The 19,089-nt window shown below is 73.8% G+C and carries 18 protein-coding genes; 8 read left to right on the top strand and 10 right to left on the bottom strand.

The genetic code is table 11. The features are described 5' to 3' along the window. Nucleotides 1-93: 93 nt before the first annotated feature. From LCH29_RS42590 to LCH29_RS42580, 3 genes are all read right to left on the bottom strand, one after another. Nucleotides 94-945, bottom strand: a complete 852-nt coding sequence (locus LCH29_RS42590) for an ABC transporter ATP-binding protein (protein ID WP_446467050.1) — start codon at nt 943-945, stop codon at nt 94-96. After that, nucleotides 942-2,045, bottom strand: a complete 1,104-nt coding sequence (locus LCH29_RS42585) for a FecCD family ABC transporter permease (RefSeq protein ID WP_446467054.1) — start codon at nt 2,043-2,045, stop codon at nt 942-944. The genes LCH29_RS42590 and LCH29_RS42585 overlap by 4 nt, the downstream gene beginning before the upstream one ends. A gap of 236 nt (nt 2,046-2,281) precedes the next feature. Next, on the bottom strand, nt 2,282-3,316 hold the full coding sequence (locus LCH29_RS42580) for a FecCD family ABC transporter permease (protein WP_446467049.1): 1,035 nt from the start codon (nt 3,314-3,316) through the stop codon (nt 2,282-2,284). Nucleotides 3,317-3,398: 82 nt separating this feature from the next. Between LCH29_RS42580 and LCH29_RS42575 the strand changes: the two genes are divergently transcribed. Continuing rightward, nucleotides 3,399-4,034 (top strand): HAD family hydrolase, encoded by a 636-nt coding sequence (locus LCH29_RS42575; protein WP_446467048.1) that lies wholly within the window; start codon nt 3,399-3,401, stop codon nt 4,032-4,034. A gap of 72 nt (nt 4,035-4,106) precedes the next feature. Here the strand turns inward: LCH29_RS42575 and LCH29_RS42570 are convergent, their stop codons facing one another. Further along, nucleotides 4,107-4,376 (bottom strand): hypothetical protein, encoded by a 270-nt coding sequence (locus tag LCH29_RS42570; protein ID WP_179935114.1) that lies wholly within the window; start codon nt 4,374-4,376, stop codon nt 4,107-4,109. A 179-nt stretch (nt 4,377-4,555) separates the two neighbouring features. Here LCH29_RS42570 and LCH29_RS42565 point away from each other — a divergent pair, with 179 nt between their 5' ends. Further along, nucleotides 4,556-4,939, top strand: a complete 384-nt coding sequence (locus LCH29_RS42565) for a cold-shock protein (RefSeq protein WP_123106577.1) — start codon at nt 4,556-4,558, stop codon at nt 4,937-4,939. A 49-nt stretch (nt 4,940-4,988) separates the two neighbouring features. Here LCH29_RS42565 and LCH29_RS42560 read toward each other — a convergent pair whose 3' ends face one another. From LCH29_RS42560 to LCH29_RS42545, 4 genes are all read right to left on the bottom strand, one after another. After that, the gene (locus LCH29_RS42560) at nt 4,989-5,843 is read right to left on the bottom strand and encodes a 1,4-dihydroxy-6-naphthoate synthase (protein ID WP_446467047.1); all 855 of its coding nucleotides are present in this window, start codon (nt 5,841-5,843) and stop codon (nt 4,989-4,991) included. Next, complete coding sequence (locus LCH29_RS42555; protein ID WP_446467046.1) at nt 5,840-6,652, bottom strand: futalosine hydrolase; 813 nt, start codon at nt 6,650-6,652, stop codon at nt 5,840-5,842. Before LCH29_RS42555 ends, LCH29_RS42560 begins: the two co-directional genes overlap by 4 nt. A 52-nt stretch (nt 6,653-6,704) precedes the next feature. Continuing rightward, on the bottom strand, nt 6,705-7,211 hold the full coding sequence (locus LCH29_RS42550) for a hypothetical protein (protein ID WP_446467045.1): 507 nt from the start codon (nt 7,209-7,211) through the stop codon (nt 6,705-6,707). Nucleotides 7,212-7,499: 288 nt separating this feature from the next. Continuing rightward, complete coding sequence (locus LCH29_RS42545) at nt 7,500-9,077, bottom strand: MFS transporter (protein WP_446467053.1); 1,578 nt, start codon at nt 9,075-9,077, stop codon at nt 7,500-7,502. Nucleotides 9,078-9,478: 401 nt separating this feature from the next. Between LCH29_RS42545 and LCH29_RS42540 the strand changes: the two genes are divergently transcribed. The 3 genes from LCH29_RS42540 (at nt 9,479) to LCH29_RS42530 (ending at nt 14,574) form a co-directional block, all read left to right on the top strand. After that, nucleotides 9,479-10,390, top strand: coding sequence for a DUF3027 domain-containing protein (locus LCH29_RS42540; protein ID WP_446467044.1), 912 nt, complete (start codon nt 9,479-9,481; stop codon nt 10,388-10,390). Nucleotides 10,391-10,818: 428 nt separating this feature from the next. Further along, nucleotides 10,819-11,040 (top strand): hypothetical protein, encoded by a 222-nt coding sequence (locus tag LCH29_RS42535; RefSeq protein ID WP_446467043.1) that lies wholly within the window; start codon nt 10,819-10,821, stop codon nt 11,038-11,040. 219 nt (nt 11,041-11,259) lie between these two features. Then, nucleotides 11,260-14,574 (top strand): sacsin N-terminal ATP-binding-like domain-containing protein, encoded by a 3,315-nt coding sequence (locus LCH29_RS42530; protein ID WP_446467052.1) that lies wholly within the window; start codon nt 11,260-11,262, stop codon nt 14,572-14,574. Nucleotides 14,575-14,767: 193 nt separating this feature from the next. On the opposite strand, the gene LCH29_RS42525 is transcribed toward LCH29_RS42530, so the two are convergent. Then, entirely contained in the window at nt 14,768-15,586 is an 819-nt protein-coding gene (locus LCH29_RS42525; RefSeq protein ID WP_446467042.1) for an SAM-dependent methyltransferase, read from the bottom strand. A gap of 194 nt (nt 15,587-15,780) precedes the next feature. On the opposite strand from LCH29_RS42525, the gene LCH29_RS42520 reads away from it, so the two are divergent. Then, complete coding sequence (locus LCH29_RS42520) at nt 15,781-16,545, top strand: calcium-binding protein (RefSeq protein ID WP_446467051.1); 765 nt, start codon at nt 15,781-15,783, stop codon at nt 16,543-16,545. Nucleotides 16,546-16,573: 28 nt separating this feature from the next. Here LCH29_RS42520 and LCH29_RS42515 read toward each other — a convergent pair whose 3' ends face one another. Next, nucleotides 16,574-16,831, bottom strand: coding sequence for a DUF2530 domain-containing protein (locus LCH29_RS42515; RefSeq protein ID WP_123108081.1), 258 nt, complete (start codon nt 16,829-16,831; stop codon nt 16,574-16,576). A 194-nt stretch (nt 16,832-17,025) separates the two neighbouring features. On the opposite strand from LCH29_RS42515, the gene LCH29_RS42510 reads away from it, so the two are divergent. Further along, nucleotides 17,026-18,498 carry an NCS2 family permease gene (locus LCH29_RS42510; RefSeq protein ID WP_446467041.1) on the top strand — a complete coding sequence of 491 codons (1,473 nt, stop codon included), beginning with the start codon at nt 17,026-17,028 and terminating at the stop codon, nt 18,496-18,498. Nucleotides 18,499-18,603: 105 nt separating this feature from the next. After that, nucleotides 18,604-19,068, top strand: a complete 465-nt coding sequence (locus LCH29_RS42505; protein ID WP_446467040.1) for a MarR family winged helix-turn-helix transcriptional regulator — start codon at nt 18,604-18,606, stop codon at nt 19,066-19,068. Nucleotides 19,069-19,089: the final 21 nt, after the last annotated feature.

Raw genomic sequence — 19,089 nt, 5'->3', positions numbered from 1 at the left:
CAACACCTGGCACCTCACCCCGGCCACCGCATAGCGAAAAGGGCCGCCCGGCCCGCAGCCGGACAGCCCCTCGACAAGATTTTCAGCAGCCTTCTAGCCGCGTTCCGCCTCCACCGCCCCCTCGCCCCCCGTACGCTCCGGCTCCGCCCGCCACGGCGCGCCCGGGACGACGAGGGGGCTGCCCGTCACCGGGTCCGGTACGACGACCGCCTCCAGCCCGAACACCTCCCGCACCAGCTCCGCCGTCACCACTTCCGACGGGCGCCCGCGCGCGACGACGCGCCCCGCCTTCATCGCGATCAGGTGGTCCGCGTACCGCGCCGCCTGGTTGAGGTCGTGCAGGACGGCCACCACCGTGCGGCCGCGCTCGTGGTTGAGCTGGCGGACCAGGTCCAGCACCTCCACCTGATGGGAGATGTCCAGGTAGGTCGTCGGCTCGTCCAGCAGCAGGAGGCCGGTCTCCTGCGCGAGGGCCATCGCGATCCAGACGCGCTGCCGCTGGCCGCCGGACAGCTCGTCCACCAGCCGGTCGGCGAGCGCCGTCACGTCCGTACGCTCCATCGCGTCGCCGACCGCGCGCTCGTCCTCGTCGGACCACTGCTGCCACCAGTGCTGATGCGGCTGGCGGCCGCGGGAGACGAGGTCGGCGACGGTGATCGCGTCGGGCGCGACCGGGGTCTGCGGGAGGAGCCCGACCGACTGGGCGATCTTCTTGGTGGGGATGCGGGCGAGGTCCGTGCCGTCGAGGAGGACGGCGCCGCCGCGCGGTTTGAGGAGGCGGCCGAGGGCGCGCAGCAGGGTGGACTTGCCGCAGGCGTTGGGGCCGACGATGACCGTGACCTCGCCGTCGGGTACCGCCAGGTCGAGGCCGTCCACGACGGTCCGGTCCTCGTAGGCGAGGGTCAGGTCGCGGGCGGCGAGCCGCCCCGTTGCGGATGCGGTCATGCCGTGGTGCCTCCGTTGCGGCTGCTGCGGCCGCGTCCCCCGGACGTCAGCAGCAGGTAGATCAGATACGGGGCGCCGACCGCGGCGGTCAGCACCCCCACCGGCAGTTCGGTCGGCGCGAACGCCTTGCGCGCCAGCAGATCGGCGGCGACGACGATGAACGCGCCGGTCAGCGCCGAGCAGAGGAGCGGGATCTGCGCGGTCCGGGTCATGCGGCGGGCGATCTGCGGGGCGAGCAGCGCCACGAAGTCGACCGGACCCGCCGCGCCCGTCGCCATCGCGGCGAGGACGATGCCGAGGGTGGCGAGCCCGAGCCGTACCCGCCCGAGCCGTACGCCCAGCGCGGTCGCCGTGTCGTCGTCCATCGAGACGGTCCGCTGCGCCCGCGCCGCCCACAGCACGGCGGGCAGCAGGAACAGCAGCGCCCAGCCGAGCGGGACGGCCTCGTCCCAGCCGCGCCCGTTGAGGGAACCGGTCATCCACACCTTGGCCTGCTGGGCGACGAGGTAGTCGCCCTTGGTGAGGAAGAGCTGGGTGATGGAGCGGAGCGCGACGGCGACCCCGATACCGATGAGGACGAAGCGGGTGGCCTGGAGCCCGCCGCGCCAGGCGAAGACGTAGACGAGGGCGGCGGCGCCCAGGCCGCCCGCGACGGAGACGTACGGCAGCACGGCGAAGGCCGTCACGCCGTACGTCATCGCCCCGACCGTGACCGCGCTCGCGCCCTGGGTGACACCGATGATGTCGGGGCTGGCGAGCGGGTTGCGGGCCACGGTCTGGATGAGCGCGCCCGCGATGCCGAAGGCGGCGCCGACCAGCAGGCCGAGGGTCATGCGGGGCAGGCGGAGGGTGCCGACGACGAGGTCGTTCGGGGTGGGCTGCCCGATGCCGTACTGGGTGTGCAGGACGGCCTTCACGGCGTCGGCGGGGGCGATGGGGCTCTCGCCGAGGCAGAGGTACGCGACGCACACGGCCGCCGTGGCGGCGGTCAGCGCGAGGGCGACGACGGCCGCGCGGCGGTGCAGCAGGAACGAGGCGCGGCGGCCGGTGCGGAGGAGGCCGTAGCCGGGGGGCCGGGCGCTCTGCCGCGGTACGGGCACGGCGCCCTGCCGCGGCGGGCCGGTTCGCCCCTGTACGGAAGTCTGCCCCGGCGGGGCGGCCTGCTCCGGCACGGCAGTCCGCCCCCGTACGGCGGTGCTGCCGGTGGGGCGAGCGTCGGCCCTGGGGGGCGTACCACCGGCAGCGCTGCCGGTGGTGGGCGTACCGTCGGCAGCGCTGCCGGTGCTCCCGGTGCCGCGCGTGCCGTCCGCGCCGCCGCTGGTGTTCTCAGCCGCGCTCATGCCGTCACCGTCCTGCGCCGTACCAGCGTGACCAGGAACGGGACGCCGATCAGGGCCGTCATCACTCCCGCCGGGACCTCGCTCGGCGGGAAGACGAGGCGGCCCACCACGTCCGATACCAGCAGCATCACCGGGCCGATCAGGGCGGCCATCGGCAGGACCCAGCGGTGGTCCGTGCCCACCACCGCCCGCGCGAGGTGCGGGACCGCGAGGCCGACGAAGGCGATCGGGCCCGCGGCGGCGACGCCGACGCCGGTGAGGACCGTGGCGCCGAGGCCCGCGAGGACGCGGACGACCGCGATGTTCTGGCCGAGCCCCTTCGCGACGTCCTCGCCGAGCGCCAGCGCGTCCAGGCCGCGGGCGGCCGCTGCCACGAGCACCGTGCCCACCAGCAGGAACGGCCAGATCTGGCCGGCGATCTCGGCGTCGCGCCCCGCGAGGGAGCCGATCTGCCAGAACCGGAACTCGTCCAGCGCGGCGGCCTTCGTCGTCAGCACGCCCGAGGTGACGGACACCAGCAGGGCGTTGACGGCGGCCCCGGCGAGCGCGAGCTTGACCGGGCTCGCGCCGCCCCGCCCGCCGGAGGCGATGGCGAAGACGGCGACCGCGGCGAGGCCCGCGCCCGCGAAGGCGAACCACACGTACCCGGTGAGCGTGTGCACCCCGGCGAAGGCGATCGCGAGCACGACCCCCACTGACGCGCCCTGGCTGACGCCGAGCACACCGGGGTCGGCGATCGGGTTGCGGGTGACGCCCTGCATCACGGTGCCCGCCAGGGCGAGCGCCGCGCCGACCATCAGGCCGACGACCGTACGCGGCAGCCGCAGCGACCGCACGATGTCGGCGGCGTCGCTCGTACCGCCGTGCAGCAGCGCGTCCACGACCTGGCTCGGCGCGATCTGGCGGCTGCCGAGGGCGAGGCTGAGCAGCACCGCGAAGAGGAGGGCGACGACGGCCGCGGCCGTCCAGCCGACGCGGCGCCGGACCAGTGCGGCTCTGGGACTTCGGCTGCTGGCCCGGTCGGCAGACATCGCTTCCGTTCGCTCGTTCGGTTCTCGCGCGTGAGATCGGCGCAGGTAAGGCGACGCTTAGTGTATGCAAGGGCCAGGCACAATGACGGGCATGGCTGTACCGAGCGCTTCCCCCCTGACCGTCGGCTTCGACCTCGACATGACCCTCATCGACTCGCGCCCCGGCATCAAGGCCGCCTACGAGGAGCTGGCCGCCCGGACCGGAACCCCGATCGACGCCGAGCTCGCCATCACCCGGCTCGGACCGCCGCTGGAACAGGAGCTGGCGCACTGGTTCCCGGACGAGCGGATCCAGGAGATGGGCGACCTGTACCGGTCGCTGTACCCGGAGTTCGCGATTCCCCCGACCCTCGCCATGCGCGGCGCCCGGGAGGCGATAGCGGCGGTGCAGCGGGCCGGCGGGCGCGCCATCGTCGTCACGGCGAAGCACGAGCCGAACGCCGAGCTGCACCTGAGCCACCTGGGCATCGAGGCGGACGCGGTCATCGGCTGGCTGTGGGCGGAGGCCAAGGCGGAGGCGCTGCGCGAGTACGGGGCGTCGGTGTACGTCGGGGACCACACCGGTGACGTACGGGGCGCGCGGACGGCGGAGGCGCTGTCGGTGGCGGTCGCCACCGGGCCGTGCGCCGCGGAGGAACTGCGCGAGGCGGGGGCGGACGTCGTGCTCGACGACCTGACCGCGTTCCCGGCGTGGCTGGAGGGCCACACCGCGGTGTGACCCGCTGCGGGGGTCTCTTACGGCCGGGGCGCGTGACGAGGCCCGCGCGCGATGACGGCTTGTGGTGCGCGACTACGGCTTGTGGTGCGCGACGCGGGCGGCCTCGCGCCGCTGCGCCGCGATCGACCGCAGCATCCCGGCGGCCGCGAGCGCGAAGCCGACGCCCATCAGCATGCAGACGAAGTACGCCACCGACGGCAGCGGATCGGCGCCCAGGAACAGGGGCGCGACGGTCGCGAGGGTGGCGACCGCGCCGACGGCGAAGACGATCACGCCGATGCGGACGAGCCGGTCACCGGGAGCCTCATCACTGGTTCCGCTGTGCGGGGTTTCGTTGCTCACCGCTCCAGGGTAGATCCGTGCCAGAGCGCGCATACCAACCACCCGGAACCACCCGGGTACGTCTTGTCACCAGGCTCGGGACCATTAGCCTTGGTGGTGGCGGGTCTTACGACCCGCTGTAGTGCTATCCAGAGCTGTTTTTCCGTGTTTTCCGACGAGCGACGAGGACGAGGACAGACGTGCCTACCGGCAAGGTCAAGTGGTTCAACAGTGAGAAGGGTTTTGGCTTTCTCTCCCGCGATGACGGCGGTGACGTCTTCGTGCATTCGTCGGTGCTCCCGGAAGGCGTGGACGCGCTGAAGCCGGGGCAGCGCGTTGAATTCGGTGTCGTCGCGGGAAACCGCGGTGACCAGGCGCTTTCGGTGACGCTTCTCGATCCGGCACCGTCCGTCGCGGCCGCACAGCGGCGCAAGCCGGACGAGCTGGCGTCGATCGTCCAGGATTTGACCACGCTGCTGGAGAACGTGACACAGCAGTTGGAGCGCGGCCGTTATCCCGACAAGGCGCACGGCCACAAGATCGCGGGGATGCTGCGGGCGGTGGCCGACCAGCTCGACGTGTGATGCGGAAACCGCGCCGATAGTCGATAAGCGAACGTAAAAGCGAACGGAATTAGGCGAATTCCAGTGCGTCCGGGCCGAGGGGCGGTACGAGCCCCTCGGCCGCCGCGCGTGTGAGCAGTCCGCGCACCGCCGCGTAGCCGTCCTCGCCCAGGTCCGCGGTGAACTCGTTCACGTACAGCCCGATGTGCTGGTCCGCGACGCGCGGGTCCATCTCCTGGGCGTGCTCCAGGACGTACGGACGCGACGCCGCCGGGTCGTCCCAGGCCATCCGGACCGACGTACGGATGGCGTCGGCCAGTTCGCGCAGCCGCTCCGCGCCCAGCGAGCGCTTGGCGATGATCGCGCCGAGCGGGATGGGCAGCCCGGTGGTCAGCTCCCAGTGCTCGCCCATGTCGGCGAGGCAGTGCAGGCCGTAATTCTGATAGGTGAACCGGGCCTCGTGGATGACGAGTCCGGCGTCGGCCAGACCGTCCCGTACCGCGGGCATGATCTCGTGGAACGGCAGCACCCGGATCTCCCCGACCCCGCCCGGCACCTCGGCGGCGGCCCACAGCCGGAAGAGCAGGTACGCGGTCGACCGCTCGCTCGGCACGGCGACCGTCTTGCCCGCGAGGTCCTTCGCCGCGCCCGGTTCCCTGGTGAGCACCAGCGGGCCGCAGCCGCGCCCGAGCGCCCCGCCGCACGGCAGCAGCGCGTAGTCGTCCAGCACCCAGGGCAGCACCGCGTACGACACCTTCAGCACGTCGGACTCGCCGCGCTCGGCCATCCCGTTGGTGATGTCGATGTCGGCGAACGTGACGTCCAGCGCGGGCGCGCCCGGGATCCGGCCGTGCGCCCAGGCGTCGAAGACGAATGTGTCGTTCGGGCAGGGCGAGTAGGCGATCGTGAGTGGCTGTGCGGTCACGGCTGGCTTCCTTCCAGGTCCAGGGCCGGTTCCGGGGCAGCCGGATCCGGGGCCGCCGGGTCTGGGGCCGGGGCCAGATCCGGGGCGGCGGTCGCGAGGGCGGGTGCGGCCCGGGTGAACGCCTCCGCCAGGGCGTCGAGTGCCTCGCCGATGCGCCAGGCCGCCCGGTCGCGCGGGCCGACCGCGTTGGAGACGGCCCGCACCTCCAGGACGGGCACGGACTGGGCGGCGGCCGCCTCGGCCACCCCGAAGCCCTCCATCGCCTCGGCGACGGCGTCCGGATGGCGCCGCAGCAGCGCGGCGGCCCGCTCGGCGCTGCCGGTCACGGTCGACACGGTGAGCACGGTGCCGCGTACGGCCTCGATCGCCGTGGCGACGACGGCGACGAGGGCGGGCGGCGGCCGGTGGGCGACGGTGCCGAAGCCGAGGTCGGTGACGGCGGCGAAGCCGTCGGGCGTCTCGGCCCCCAGGTCGGCGGCGACGACGGCGTCGGCGACCACGACGGAGCCCAGCGGGCCGTGCGGCGCGAAGCCGCCGCCGATACCGGCCGAGACGGCGAGGTCGTACGGGGCGCCCCGGACGGCGGCGACGGTCAGCGCGGTGGCGGTCCCGGCCGCCGCGGCGGCCGGTCCGACCCCGGCGGCCAGCACGTCGACGGTGAGCGGCGGCCCGTCGGGACCGCCCGCCCGCAGCCGGTGCAGCACCCCGCCGGGCACGGCGACTTCGGCGGCGTCGGCGTCGGCCGTGCCGCATCCGCGGAGGACGGCGTCCCGTTCCGCGGGCACGGCGGTGACGATCAGTACGCGCATCAGCGCCTCCCGGCTGTCGTGCCGCGGACCGAGTGCACGGGGCGACGTGAGGTCAGCTGTCCCGTTCCAGCTTGAAGCGCCAGATGCCCTTCACGCCCTGGGTGCCGTCGCCGAGCTGGGCGACGGTGACGGTGACGCTCTTGGACATGGTGGTCTGTCCGGTCTGCGGGTTCTGCTGCGCGAAGAGCGTGTCGCTGTCGAAGCTGCGGTACGTCTCCTTGCTGGGCTCGGCCATGACCGGGTTGTTGGCGATCAGGCCCCAGTTGGATTCGGCGATCTCCGGGTCCACCCCGATCCGCACCTTGTCCCCGGCGCCGACCTTGATGGTGTCGGCGGGCTTGGCGGACAGGCACTTCTTGAAGGTGCCCGAGCCGAGGTTCTTCCCGTCGCCGAAGCAGCCCTTGCTCGCCTCCGCCGTCACGGTGCTCGAACCGACCGTCACCGTCGCGAGAGGAGTCGGCTTGTCGCAGGCGGAGAGGGCGATGAGCCCGAGGGCAACGGCGCAGGCGGCGGTGGTGGCCCTGCGGCCCTTGCCCCTGGAAAACAGCGCAGCGGTCATGCGGGCAGGCTATCGGGCGCTCCCCGCCGCCCGGCGCCGGGGTGGCGGATCGACGACGCCCCAGGGGGTGTCGTGCCGATCATGCCGGGCTCCCGACGCCGCTGTGACATCAGCCGCTGCCGCGGCGGGCAGCCCCTCGCGGCCCCGCGCTCGTCGCTCCCCCAGCTACCGCTGGGCGGTGCCCCTGCGCTCTCCTCACGCGGGTTGCGAGCCTCTCCCAGCTACCGCTGGGTGGTGCCCCCTGACGCCGCTCGCTGATCCGGCCTGACCGACAACACCCCCTAGACGTCACGCCACCCGCGGACGGGCCGTGGTGTGCCGGGCCGCGGACAGCAACCCCCGGACGCTCAGGGCCACGCCCAGCCCGATCATCGTCGCCGCGGCCGCCATGCCCACCACCCCGCTCAGGGGCAGCGAGATGCCCACCGCGCCGCCGACCACCCACGCGATCTGGAGCGTGGTCTCGGAGCGGGAGAACGCCGACGTACGGACCTCCTCCGGCACGTCCCGCTGGATCAGCGCGTCCAGCGACAGCTTGCCCAGCGCCATCGAGATGCCCGCGGTGGCGGCCACCGCGGTGACCGTCACCGCGCCGTACAGCACCGCCGAGAAGATGATCACGCCGAGGGCCGAGGTCAGCACCACCGCGATGATCCGTTCCGGGCCGCGCGCCCGCAGCCAGGCGCCGATCGCCGTGCCCAGCGCGTTGCCGCCGCCCGCCGCGACCACGACCAGGCCGAGCGAGAGCTCGGGGGACAGCCCGCCCACCGGATGCTCGCGGAGCAGGAAGGCCAGGTAGAGGGTCAGGAAGCCGGACAGCGACTTGAGCGAGGCGCAGGCCTGGAGCGCGTGCAGGACGGACGGGCCGACCGTCCGCAGCCCGGGCTTCCGGCCGCCGCGCCCGCCCGATCCCCCGCCCCACCCGCCGGCGAACCGGCGGCCGAACCGCCCGTCGCCCGGGCCCGGGTTCGGGGCGGCGGGAGAGGTCGGGGTCGGCTTGGGGTCGGCGACCGTCACCACCTCGGGCGCCGCCGCGGGCACGGTGTTCGGCCCCGCCGCGCGGTGCCAGGGCGCGCGGTGCCCGGGGGACCGGTGCCCGGGGGGCCGGTGCCCGGCCGTGCGGTGCCCGAAGTGGTGCTCGCCCGACGTCAGCCGCGCCTTGGCCTCGCCCTTCGCCGAATCCACCTTGTGCGGCAGCGTGAAGGACAGGAACGCCCCGGCCGTGAAGACCACGAACGCCCCGTACAGCGGCCAGCCCGGCCCCAGCTGGTGCAGCCCGGCGCCCAGCGGGGCCGCCGCCCCGGTCGCCAGCAGCCCGGCCAGGGTCACCCGGGAGTTGGCCTTGACCAGCGAGAAGCGGGGCGGCAGCAGCCGCGGTACGACGGCCGATCTGACGACCCCGTACGCCTTGGACGCCACCAGCACGCCCAGCGCCGCCGGATACAGTTCGAGGCCGCCGCCCGCCACCGCGCCCGCCATGGTCAGTGCGAGCAGCGCGCGGGTCAGCATCGCGCCCGCCATCGCCGCGCGGCGGCCGTGCGGGACCCGGTCCAGCAGCGGGCCGACCACGGGCGCGAGAACGGCGAACGGGGCCAGGGTGATCGCCAGGTAGAGGGCGACCCGGCCGCGCGCCTCGTCCGTCGGCACCGAGAAGAAGACCGTCGAGGCGAGCGCGACCGTGATCAGCATGTCACCGGCCGAGTTGACCGCGTGCAGCTCGATCAGCTTGCCGAGCCCGGACTCGCCCGCCCCGTGGGCGTGGGTGGCCCGACGGATGCCGCGGCCGGTCGCGGTGAACGGCACATGCAGTGCGCGGCCGAGCAGGCGGCCCGATCGTCTGACCGGGCCGTCCTCGTGGAACCGCATGCCTGCCACCCGACCATGGTGCCGCCAAGCTGCCCGCAACGTGAGACCTACGACGGCTTTCCGGTCATGACGTCTTGTTCTCTCACCCGCACAACCCCCTTCTGGCCAGCGAAAACGACCATCCGGCGGGTGTGCCCACGAACGCCGGACCCGAGACGGGGGTGGGGGCGGCGCGGCCGGACAAGGTAGCGTGCGTTACGCGCCATCCACGGTCGTTCCTGGCCATGCGCCGAGTCGCCATCCCGCAGAATGGGACGTACAAGGTGCGCCCGAGGCCGGATCGGGTGCGGACGTCGACGCGGTCCCACGGTCCGCTCCGTCCGCAGTCCCGCCGTCCGTCCGTGCGGCTGGTGCACTCGTCAAACGACGGCTGAGACGGCGTGGAAGAGAGAATCGATCCTGTGAGTGCTGCGATGCGGAGCCGTACCCCCGACCGCCTGTGCGCCGAGGCGGTCGAACTCGCCCGCGAGGCGGCGGCGGAAGCGGCCCGTCCGGGGACGGTCGGCGAGCACGTGGGGGCGATCGCCGAGGGCGACCGCGTCGTCACGCATTTCTTCGAGAGCGCCGAGCCGGGCTATCGCGGCTGGCGCTGGGCGGTCACCGTCACCCGCGCCTCCCGCGCGAAGATCGTCACCCTGGCCGAGACGGTGCTGCTCCCCGGCCCCGACGCACTGCTCGCCCCCGAGTGGGTGCCATGGAGCGAGCGGCTGCGCCCCGGCGACATGGGACCGGGCGATCTGCTCCCCACCGACGCCGAGGACCTGCGCCTGGAGCCCGGCTTCTCGGGCGAGGACGCCCCGCCGCCCAACTCCGTCGTCTCCGAGGAGATGGAACAGCTCGCGGCGGTGGAGGAGGCCGACGTGACGGCCGGCCCGCCGTCCGCCCAACCGGCCGCGCCCGGCACCATCGCGGCCCTCGCCGAGGAGCTGGGCATGCGCCGCGCCCGGGTGCTCTCCCGCTACGGGCTGCACGTCGCCGCCGACCGCTGGGACGAGGCGTACGGAGCCAAGACCTCGATGGCGCAGGCGGCCCCCGGTACCTGCGTGACCTGCGGCTTCCTGATGCCCCTCGCGGGCTCGCTGAAGCAGGCGTTCGGCGTGTGCGCCAATGAGTTCAGCCCGGCGGACGGCCGGGTGGTCTCCCTGGCGTACGGCTGCGGCGCCCACTCCGAGGCGGCCGTCATGCCCAAGCCCCCGCGCCCGGCCGAGCCGGTGATCGACGAGACGCTCGTCGAGCCGATGCCCCTGCACCCGGACCGCACCGGCGGCTCGGTGGAGCCGGACGCCCCGGCGGAGGAACTGGGCCACTCCTGAGCCCCCGGGGCGCGNGCCCGCCCCCGGCGTGGGGCGGGCCGCACCGTGCGCCCGTCCGCGCCGACCGGCCCGCGAGCCGCCCCGCCGCGGGCCCGGGGAGGAGCGCCCCCGCCATGCCGTTGGCGTCCGTCCCACGGGCGTACCGCCTGCCCCGCAGCGCGCCCGGGACGCGCTCCGTGCCGGGCCCGGGGCCGTCGCCCCATTCGTGCCCGCTGCGCCGAGCCCCCGTACCCGGCCGTGCCCGCCGCATCGGCGTACCGCCTGCCCGCAGAGCACCGGCCCCGCGGCCCGGGCCGCGCACCCACAGGGGGCCCGGGGCCGCGCCCGCCCGCCCGCCCCCGGCGTGGGGCGGGCCGCACCGTGCGCCCGTCCGCGCCGACCGGCCCGCGAGCCGCCCCGCCGCGGGCCCGGGGAGGAGCGCCCCCGCCGTGCCGTTGGCGTCCGCCGCGCCGCGCCCCGGCCGTACCGGCCGTGCCCGCCGCACCGGCGTACCGCCTGCCCGCAGAGCACCCGTCCTGCGGCCCGGGCCGCGCACCCGTCGCGCGTCCGGGGCCGCGTCCGCCGGGCCGCTCGCGTCCGCCGCGTCGCGGCCCGGCCGTACCGGCCGTGCCCGCCGCACCGGCGTACCGGCGTACCGGCGTACCGGCTGACCCTCCGCGCACCCGGGACGCGCGCCCGCCGCGGAGCGGGCCCGCACCCGCCGCGGACCGGGCTAGCGGACCGGGCTAGCGGACCGGGCTAGCGGACCGGGCCCGCGGGGGAGGGCGGGGCGCGTGCGCGCCTCGGATAGGGGTACGTTCGCGGTCTAGCAATGTGGAATGTGGCGGCACACCCACAGGACCCGGAGGCGATACGTGAGCAGCACGGCGATGGTGCGAGGCGCGACCGAGGACGCGGATCCCTTCGGGACCGCGCGGCTGCGGCGCGGCGTGCTGGACGCCTGGGCCGCGTCGCCCGCCCGCTTCCGCGAGGACGCCAACGCGGAGGAGGACCTCGCGCTCGGCGGCCACCGCGACAGGCTGGTCGTGGAGCTGGCGCAGAACGCGGCGGATGCCGCCGCCCGCCTCGGCGTACCCGGGCGGCTGCGGCTGACGCTGCGCCCGGCGACCGACGGCGAACCGGCCGTGCTGGTCGCCGCCAACACCGGCGCCCCGCTGGACGCCGCCGGGGCCGAGTCGCTGTCCACGCTGCGCGCGTCGGCCAAGCGGGACGAGGACCCCGGGCGGGCCGTGGGCCGGTTCGGCGTGGGCTTCGCGGCGGTGCTCGCGGTGAGCGACGAGCCCGCGGTGGTGGGCCGTTCGGGCGGGGTGCGCTGGTCGCTGGCGGAGGCCCGCGAACTGGCCCACAAGGCGGCGCTGCGCAGCCCCGGTCTCGCCGACGAGCTGCGCCGCCGCGACGGTCACGTACCGCTGCTGCGGCTGCCGCTGCCCGCGGAGGGCACCGCTCCGGAGGGGTACGACACGGTCGTGGTGCTGCCGCTGCGCGACGGCGCCGCGCTGGACGTGGCGGAGCGGCTGCTCGCGGCGGTCGACGACGCGCTGCTGCTGACCCTGCCGGGGCTGGCCGAGGTCGTGGTCGAGACGGCCGAGGGGACGCGGACGCTGCGGCGCTCCGAGGAGGGCCCGTACGCGGTCATCGAGGACCACGGCGACAAGGAGCGCCGTACGACCCGCTGGCGCACCGAGCGCGCGAGCGGGCAGCTGGACCCGGAACTGCTCGCCGACCGCCCGGTGGAGGAGCGGCTGCGCCCGGTGTGGTCGGTGACCTGGGCGGTGCCGGTGGACGCCGAGGGTGCGCCGGTGCGGCCCGCGACGGCGCCGGTCGTGCACGCGCCGACGCCGACCGACGAGCCGCTCGGGCTGCCCGCGCTGCTGATCGCCTCGTTCCCGCTGGAGCCCACCCGCCGCCACACCGCGCCGGGACCGCTGACCACCTTCCTGGTGGAGCGCGCGGCCGAGGCGTACGCGACGCTGCTGCGCGACTGGCACCCGGTGGGGACGGGCACGATCGGCCTGGTCCCGGGCCCGCTGGGCAAGGGCGAGCTGGACGGGGAGCTGCGGGCGCGGGTGCTGGAGCGGCTGCCGCGGGTGCCGTTCCTGCCGAGCGCGGCCGTGCCGGACACCCTGGAGCCGGAGGCGGCGGCACCGGAGGCGGACGCGGGCTTCGGCTGGGACGCCGCGATCCTCGCGCGCGGCACCTTCGAGGGCGAGCCGTACGCGCTGCGCCCCCGGGACGCGGAGATCGTGGAGGGCGCGGGCGCGGAGACCGTGGAGGTGCTGGCCGAGCTGTTCCCGACGCTGCTGCCCGCCGGTCTGGAGCGGCGGCAGGAGCTGCGGGCGCTGGACGTGGCCCGGGTGCCGCTGGGCGAGGTGATCGACCGGCTGGCGGGCGTCGAGCGCGCCCCGGCCTGGTGGCGGCGGCTGTACGACGCGCTGGCCGGTACCGACCCGGACCGGCTGAGCGGGCTGCCGGTGCCGCTGGCGGACGGCCGGACGACGATCGGGCCCCGTCAGGTGCTGCTTCCGCTGCCGGGAGACGTCGATGGCGGGGATGGCGGGGATGGCGGGACCGAAACAGACAAGGGCGAGGGCTCGGCGGGCGAGACCCACCGCACCTTGGCCCGCCTCGGCCTGAAGGTCGCGCATCCGGAGGCCGCGCATCCGCTGCTGGAGAAGCTGGGCGCGACCCCGGCCACCCCGCGCGCCGTGCTGAGGACCCCCCAGGTGCGGGCCGCCGTGGCGCATTCGCTGGAGGCGGAGGACGACTACGACCCGTATCCGGAGGAGGGCGCGGCGCTCGGCGGCGCCCTGGACCCGGACACCCTGGCCGACACCGTGCTCGGCCTCGTGCAGCAGGCCCGGCTGGCGCCCGGCGACGAGCCGTGGCTCGCCGCGCTCGCGCTGCCGGACGAGGACGGGGAGCTGGCGCCCGCCGGTGAACTGGTCTTCCCCGGCGGCGCCTTCGAGCAGGTGATGCGGGAGGGCGAGCTGGCCGCGTGCGACGCGGACCTCGCGGAGCGCTGGGGCGAGGAGCCGCTGTCCGCGGTCGGCGTGCTGGCCGGTTTCACCCTGGTCCGGGCCACCGACGTGGTGCTGGACCCGGACGAACTGGAGCCGCGCGAGGGCGACTTCGCCGAGCCGGACGACGTCGGCGTGCTGGACGCCGTGGACGTGTGGTGCGAGGACGCGCTGGACCGGCTGCCGGAGACGCCGGTGCCGCCGGTGGCCACCGAGATCGTCGCCGTGCGCGACCTGGACCTGGTGGACGACGACGCCTGGCCGCGCGCCCTGGCCATGCTCGCCCAGCCGCCGCTGCGCGACGCCCTGACCCAACGGGTCCGGGTGCTGCTGCCGGACGGCACGACGGAGTCGGTGCGCTCGTACACCGCGTGGTGGCTGCGCGGCCACCCGGTGCTCGACGGCCGCCGCCCCGCCGGGCTGCGCGCGGCCGGGGGCGATCCGCTGCTGGCCGGGCTGTACGAGGCGGTGGACGCGGCCGGGTTCGAGGACGAACAGGTGCTGCGGGCGCTCGGCGTACGGACGTCCGTACCGGCGCTGCTGGACGAACCGGGCGGCGCGGCCGAGCTGCTGGCGCGGCTGGCCGATCCGGACCGCCCGGTGACCCCGGCCCAGCTGCACGCGCTCTACGGCCTGCTGGCCGACCTCGACCCCGAGCAGGTGACCCTGCCGGACGAGCTGCGCGCCGTGGTGGACGGCGAGCCGCGGGTGGTCGACGCGGACGGGGTGCTGGTCGCCGACGCGCCCGACCTGATGCCGCTGGCCGAGGCGGACGGCCGCGCCCTGCTGCCGGTGCGCCCGGCGCGGGCGGCGGAGCTGGCGGAGCTGTTCCAGGTGCGGCGGCTGAGCGAGGCGTACCCGGCCCCGGTGACCTCGCAGGGCGAGCCGCACGAGGTCCCGGCGGCGGTCCGCGAACTGCTGCCGGACGCGCCGCTGTCGTACGTCGAGCACGAGGAGCTGCTGATCGAGGGCGGCATCGAGCTGGACTGGCGGTATGTGAGCGGCCCCCACGGAGACGACGCCACCCTGCACGCCTCGACGGTGGAGGGCGTGGCGGCGGGCCTGTCCTGGGCCGCGGGCCACTGGTCCCGCCGCTTCGAGGTGGCGGCCCTCCTGGAGGACCTCACCCGCACCGAGGAGCTGGCCCGGGCCCGCTGGTTCGACTAGGGGGTGTCTTGTCGATCAGGCCGGATCAGCGAGCGGCGTCAGGGGGCACCTCCCAGCGGTAGCTGGGGGAGGCTCGCAACTCGCGTCGTGCGACGAGCGCGGGGCCGCGAGGTGCCGCCCGCCGCGGCAGCGGCTGATGTCACAGCGGCGTCGGGAGCCCGGCATGATCGGCAAGACACCCCCTAGATACGCGTCACGGCTTGCGGGCCACGCCCGCGAAGATCCACAGGTCCAGGGCCTCCGCCGCGGCCCTGGCCTGTTCGCTCTCGGGGCGCCAGCGGTGCGGCATCACCACGCCGGGTTCGACGAGCTCCAGGCCGTCGAAGAACGGCAGGATCTCCTCGCGGGTGCGGCCCTGTACGTGGATGCCGCCGGCCCGGTAGAGCCGGGTGACCGCGTCGGAGATCTCGCGGCGCGGGTCGAGCCCGCCGTGGGAGAGGACCAGATAGCTGCCGGGGGCCAGGGGCTCGACCAGCTCCTGCACGATGTCGTACGGCTTCTGTTCGTTCGCGATGAAGTGCATCACCGCGTTGAGCGACAGCGCGACCGGTTGGCTCAGGTCGAGGGTGTCATGCAGCTCCTCGGCGGCCAGGATGGTCCGCGGGTCGGTGATGTCGGCGTGCATGTACGAGGTGCGGCCCTCGGCGGTGGAGAGCAGCAGGGCCTGGGCGTAGGCCAGCACGATGGGGTCGTTGTCCACGTAGAGGACCCGGGCGTCCGGGGCGGCCTTCTGGGCTATCTGGTGCAGGTTGGGCTCGGTGGGGATGCCGGTGCCGATGTCGAGGAACTGCCGGATCCCCGCCTCGGTGGTGAGCCAGTGGGTCGCCCGGTGCATGAATGACCGGTTGGCGCGGGTCCACGGTGTGACGTCGGGCCAGACGGCCTCGATCTGCCGGGCGGCCTCGGTGTCGGCCGCGTAGTGGGTCTTGCCGCCCAGGAAGTAGTCGTACATGCGCGCCGAGTGGGGCTTGCTGGTGTCGATTTCGGCGGCGCGAAAACGGTGACCGGTCATACCGCGCAGGTTACTCACCGGTTGGGCACAAGAGGTGACATTCTCTCAGTTTGCGCTTCCGTGGAGCTCTGATGATGTTGTGAAAAGCCGGTGAAATTCGTACAGTTGCGCCACACTCGGCTCCACGTACGTGCCGGCGTCCATCTCGGCGCAGGTCAACGCAGTGGAGCCTCTTCATCTTGTGGGGGATGCACATGCGCAAGCGCATGACCTATGCCGTGCTCGCCACCGCGACCGCGGCAGCTCTCGGGGGGCTCACCGCGCCGGCGGCGCAGGCGGACGGCTCCGGCGACACGAAGATCACCCAGGTGGCGGTGAGCGGCACCAACGTCGTCCTCGGCACCTCCGGCGCCAAGACCTTCACCGTCTCGGTGACGGCGCAGGACGACTCGGGCATCAAGGGCGCCGACCTGTACCTGGACGGCCCGTCGTACGGGTACGCGACCCCGACCGGCGCCGTGAAGTGCGCCGCGGCGGCCGGTGACCCGACCACCTCGACCTGCAAGGCGACCTTCATCCTGGACCCGCAGGTCGACTTCATCGACAACAGCGTCGCGGGCCGGTGGTACGCCAACGTGTGGATCGACGCCAACGACGGCGACTACCTGAGCGCCGACAAGGCCGGGTCCTTCGCGGTGCAGCGCGCCTCGAAGCTGACGGTCGACGCCACGCCGGAGCCGGTCAAGAAGGGCAAGACCATCACGGTCACCGGCGCCCTGACCCGCGCCAACTGGGAGACCGGTACGTACGCGGGCTACACCGTCCAGCCGGTGAAGCTCGAGTTCCGGAAGGCGAACAGCTCCACCTACAGCGTCGTCAAGACGGTGAACTCGGGCAGCGGCGGTGCGCTCAAGACGACCGTCAAGGCCGCCCAGGACGGCTGGTTCCGCTGGAACTTCGCGGGCACCAGCACGACCCCGCCGGTCAAGGCGGGTGGCGACTACGTGGATGTGAAGTAACCCACGGCACGAGGACGCGGGGCGCGGTTCAGTCGGCGTCGCTCTCCGAGGAGCGCCGGATGGCCGCGTCCCGCGCCCGTACGTACCAGATGCCCAGCAATCCGAGTCCGCTGCCCGTCAGGCAGGTCCACAGCCACCACAGATGGCCGTGGTCGGCGTACCACCCGTAGAACGGGAGCTGGACGAGGAAGAGGACGAACCACACGATGGTGCCGCCGATGATGGTGGCGACGACATTGCCCTCCAAGGGTGCAGGCGCTTCGTGCCGGGGTGTCCACTTCGTCATGGGGTCAGCTTACGGGGGTGCTGGTCGGGACCTCGGGGGCGCGGTAGGCGTGGGAGTGCCCGGGCGGGGGCAGGCGGTTTGGCGATCCGCGATTTATATATTCATACTGAACCGTTCTTGGGTCTGGGTGGAATGTCCTGTGTGATCCTCCGAGAGGCCCGCTTCCCGACGTTCACCACCTCTGGGGTTCATCCATGTCTCCCTCGGCCAGCGAGCCGGTCGATGCCGTACAGCAGGCACCGGCGCCGCCCATGAACCGTCCGTTCGTCGACAGGTTCTTCAAGATCAGCGAACGCGGCTCCTCTCCGTCCCGGGAGATCCGCGGTGGTCTGGCGACGTTCTTCGCGATGGCGTACATCATCGTGCTGAATCCGCTGATCCTCCAGGCGGGCGAGGACATGCACCAGCGCCACCTGGACTACGGCCAGCTGGTCACCGCGACCGCCCTGATGGCGGGCCTGACCACGCTGCTCATGGGCGTCATCGGCAACGTCCCGATCGCCCTCGCCGCGGGCCTCGGCATCAACGCGGTCGTCTCGCTCCAGCTCGCCCCCAAGATGACCTGGCCGGATGCGATGGGCATGGTGGTCCTCGCCGGTCTGGTGCTGATGATCCTGGTCGCCTCGGGGCTGCGGCAGCGCGTGATGGACGCGATCCCCGGCGGGCTGCGGCGCGCGATCGCGATCGGCATCGGGCTGTTCATCACCCTGATCGGACTGGTCGACGCCGGCTTCGTCACCCGTAACCCGGACGCGGCGCACACCACCGTTCCGCTGGGTCTCGGCATCGAGGGCAAGCTCCAGGGCTGGCCCGTACTGATCTTCGTGATCGGGCTCGCGCTCACCTTCGTGCTGGTCGTCCGCAAGGTCCGGGGCGCGATCCTCCTCGGCATCGTGGTCATGACGCTGGCCGCGATCGCGATCAACGCCGTCACCTCCACCCCGGACGCGAGCTGGGGCCTGACCGTGCCCAAGGTGCCGGACACGTTCGTGGCGACCCCGGACTTCGGGCTCGTGGGCCAGGTCAGCCTGTTCGGCGGGTTCGAGAAGGTCGGCATCCTGACCGGCTGCCTCTTCGTCTTCACCGTCCTGCTGTCCGGCTTCTTCGACGCGATGGGGACGATCATCGGCGTCGGCGAGGAGGCCGGGCTGACGGACGAGCGCGGTCAGCTGCCCGGCATGGGGCGGATCCTGATGGTGGACGGCGTCGCGGTCGCGGGCGGCGGCTTCGGCTCGGCGTCCGCGAACACCTGCTTCGTGGAGTCCACGGCGGGCGTCGGAGAGGGCGCGCGCACCGGTCTGGCCAACGTGGTGACCGGCGGCCTCTTCCTGCTCGCGCTGGTCTTCACCCCGCTCGCGAAGGTCGTCCCGTCGCAGGCCGCGACCCCGGCGCTGGTGGTCGTCGGCTTCATGATCATGGCGGCGAACGTCAAGGAGATCGACTGGAGCGACTCCACGATCGCGGTGCCCGCCTTCCTGACCATGATCGCGATGCCGTTCACGTACAGCATCACCAACGGCATCGGCCTCGGTGTGCTGTCGTACCTCCTGCTGCGCGTCGCGACCCGGCGGACCCGGGACATCCCGTGGCTGCTGGTCGTCGTGGGGCTGTGCTTCCTGGTCTACTTCCTGCTGCACCCGATCGAGCAGGCGCTCGGCGTCGTGTGATCCGGTAGGTCCCCGGCCATTCACCCCTCACTCGCATGGGTGAGTGGCGGAGGACACCTGTGTCGGGGTTTTCATTAGGCGAGGTAATGAGTTATGCTAAAGACCATGCCGGATCCGTCCCGCCTTCCGTCACCCGAGACGGAAGCGCCCCTCGATGACGCGGCCGCTGTGAGCGCTCTGCGGTCGGCAGTGATGCGTCTGTCGCGACGGCTGAAGCACCAGCGCGTCGACGAGTCGCTGAGCCCCACGGAGATGTCGGTGCTGGGCACCCTCGCCGGGTGCGGCTCCGCCACCCCCGGCGAGCTGGCGCGCAAGGAGCACGTCCAGCCGCCGTCGATGACCCGCATCGTGGCGCTGCTGGAGGCCAAGGGACTGGTCAGGCTGGAGCCGCACCAGGAGGACCGGCGGCAGAAGGTCGTGTCGCCGACCGAGCGGGCCGAGGTCATGCTCGAACAGAGCCGGCGCAAGCGCAACGCCTGGCTGAGTGAATTGACCGGGCAGCTGTCCGAGGACGAGTGGGAGACGCTGCGCGCCGCCGCGCCCGTCCTGGAGAAGCTCGCGCGCATGTAAGAGAAGACCGAGCAGCCAGGA

It is taken from the genome of Streptomyces sp. BRA346 (assembly GCF_052851135.1).
This window is presented reverse-complemented; position numbering and strand designations above follow the sequence as displayed.

Bases quoted from the DNA above. Each gene is read 5' to 3' on its own strand.
- LCH29_RS42590 (WP_446467050.1), bottom strand. From the start codon at position 945: ATGACCGCATCCGCAACGGGGCGGCTCGCCGCCCGCGACCTGACCCTC.
- LCH29_RS42580 (WP_446467049.1), bottom strand. From the start codon at position 3,316: ATGTCTGCCGACCGGGCCAGCAGCCGAAGTCCCAGAGCCGCACTGGTC.
- LCH29_RS42575 (WP_446467048.1), top strand. From the start codon at position 3,399: ATGACGGGCATGGCTGTACCGAGCGCTTCCCCCCTGACCGTCGGCTTC.
- LCH29_RS42555 (WP_446467046.1), bottom strand. From the start codon at position 6,652: ATGCGCGTACTGATCGTCACCGCCGTGCCCGCGGAACGGGACGCCGTC.
- LCH29_RS42550 (WP_446467045.1), bottom strand. From the start codon at position 7,211: ATGACCGCTGCGCTGTTTTCCAGGGGCAAGGGCCGCAGGGCCACCACC.
- LCH29_RS42545 (WP_446467053.1), bottom strand. From the start codon at position 9,077: ATGCGGTTCCACGAGGACGGCCCGGTCAGACGATCGGGCCGCCTGCTC.
- LCH29_RS42530 (WP_446467052.1), top strand. From the start codon at position 11,260: ATGGTGCGAGGCGCGACCGAGGACGCGGATCCCTTCGGGACCGCGCGG.
- LCH29_RS42525 (WP_446467042.1), bottom strand. From the start codon at position 15,586: ATGACCGGTCACCGTTTTCGCGCCGCCGAAATCGACACCAGCAAGCCC.
- LCH29_RS42520 (WP_446467051.1), top strand. From the start codon at position 15,781: ATGCGCAAGCGCATGACCTATGCCGTGCTCGCCACCGCGACCGCGGCA.
- LCH29_RS42515 (WP_123108081.1), bottom strand. From the start codon at position 16,831: ATGACGAAGTGGACACCCCGGCACGAAGCGCCTGCACCCTTGGAGGGC.
- LCH29_RS42510 (WP_446467041.1), top strand. From the start codon at position 17,026: ATGTCTCCCTCGGCCAGCGAGCCGGTCGATGCCGTACAGCAGGCACCG.
- LCH29_RS42505 (WP_446467040.1), top strand. From the start codon at position 18,604: ATGCCGGATCCGTCCCGCCTTCCGTCACCCGAGACGGAAGCGCCCCTC.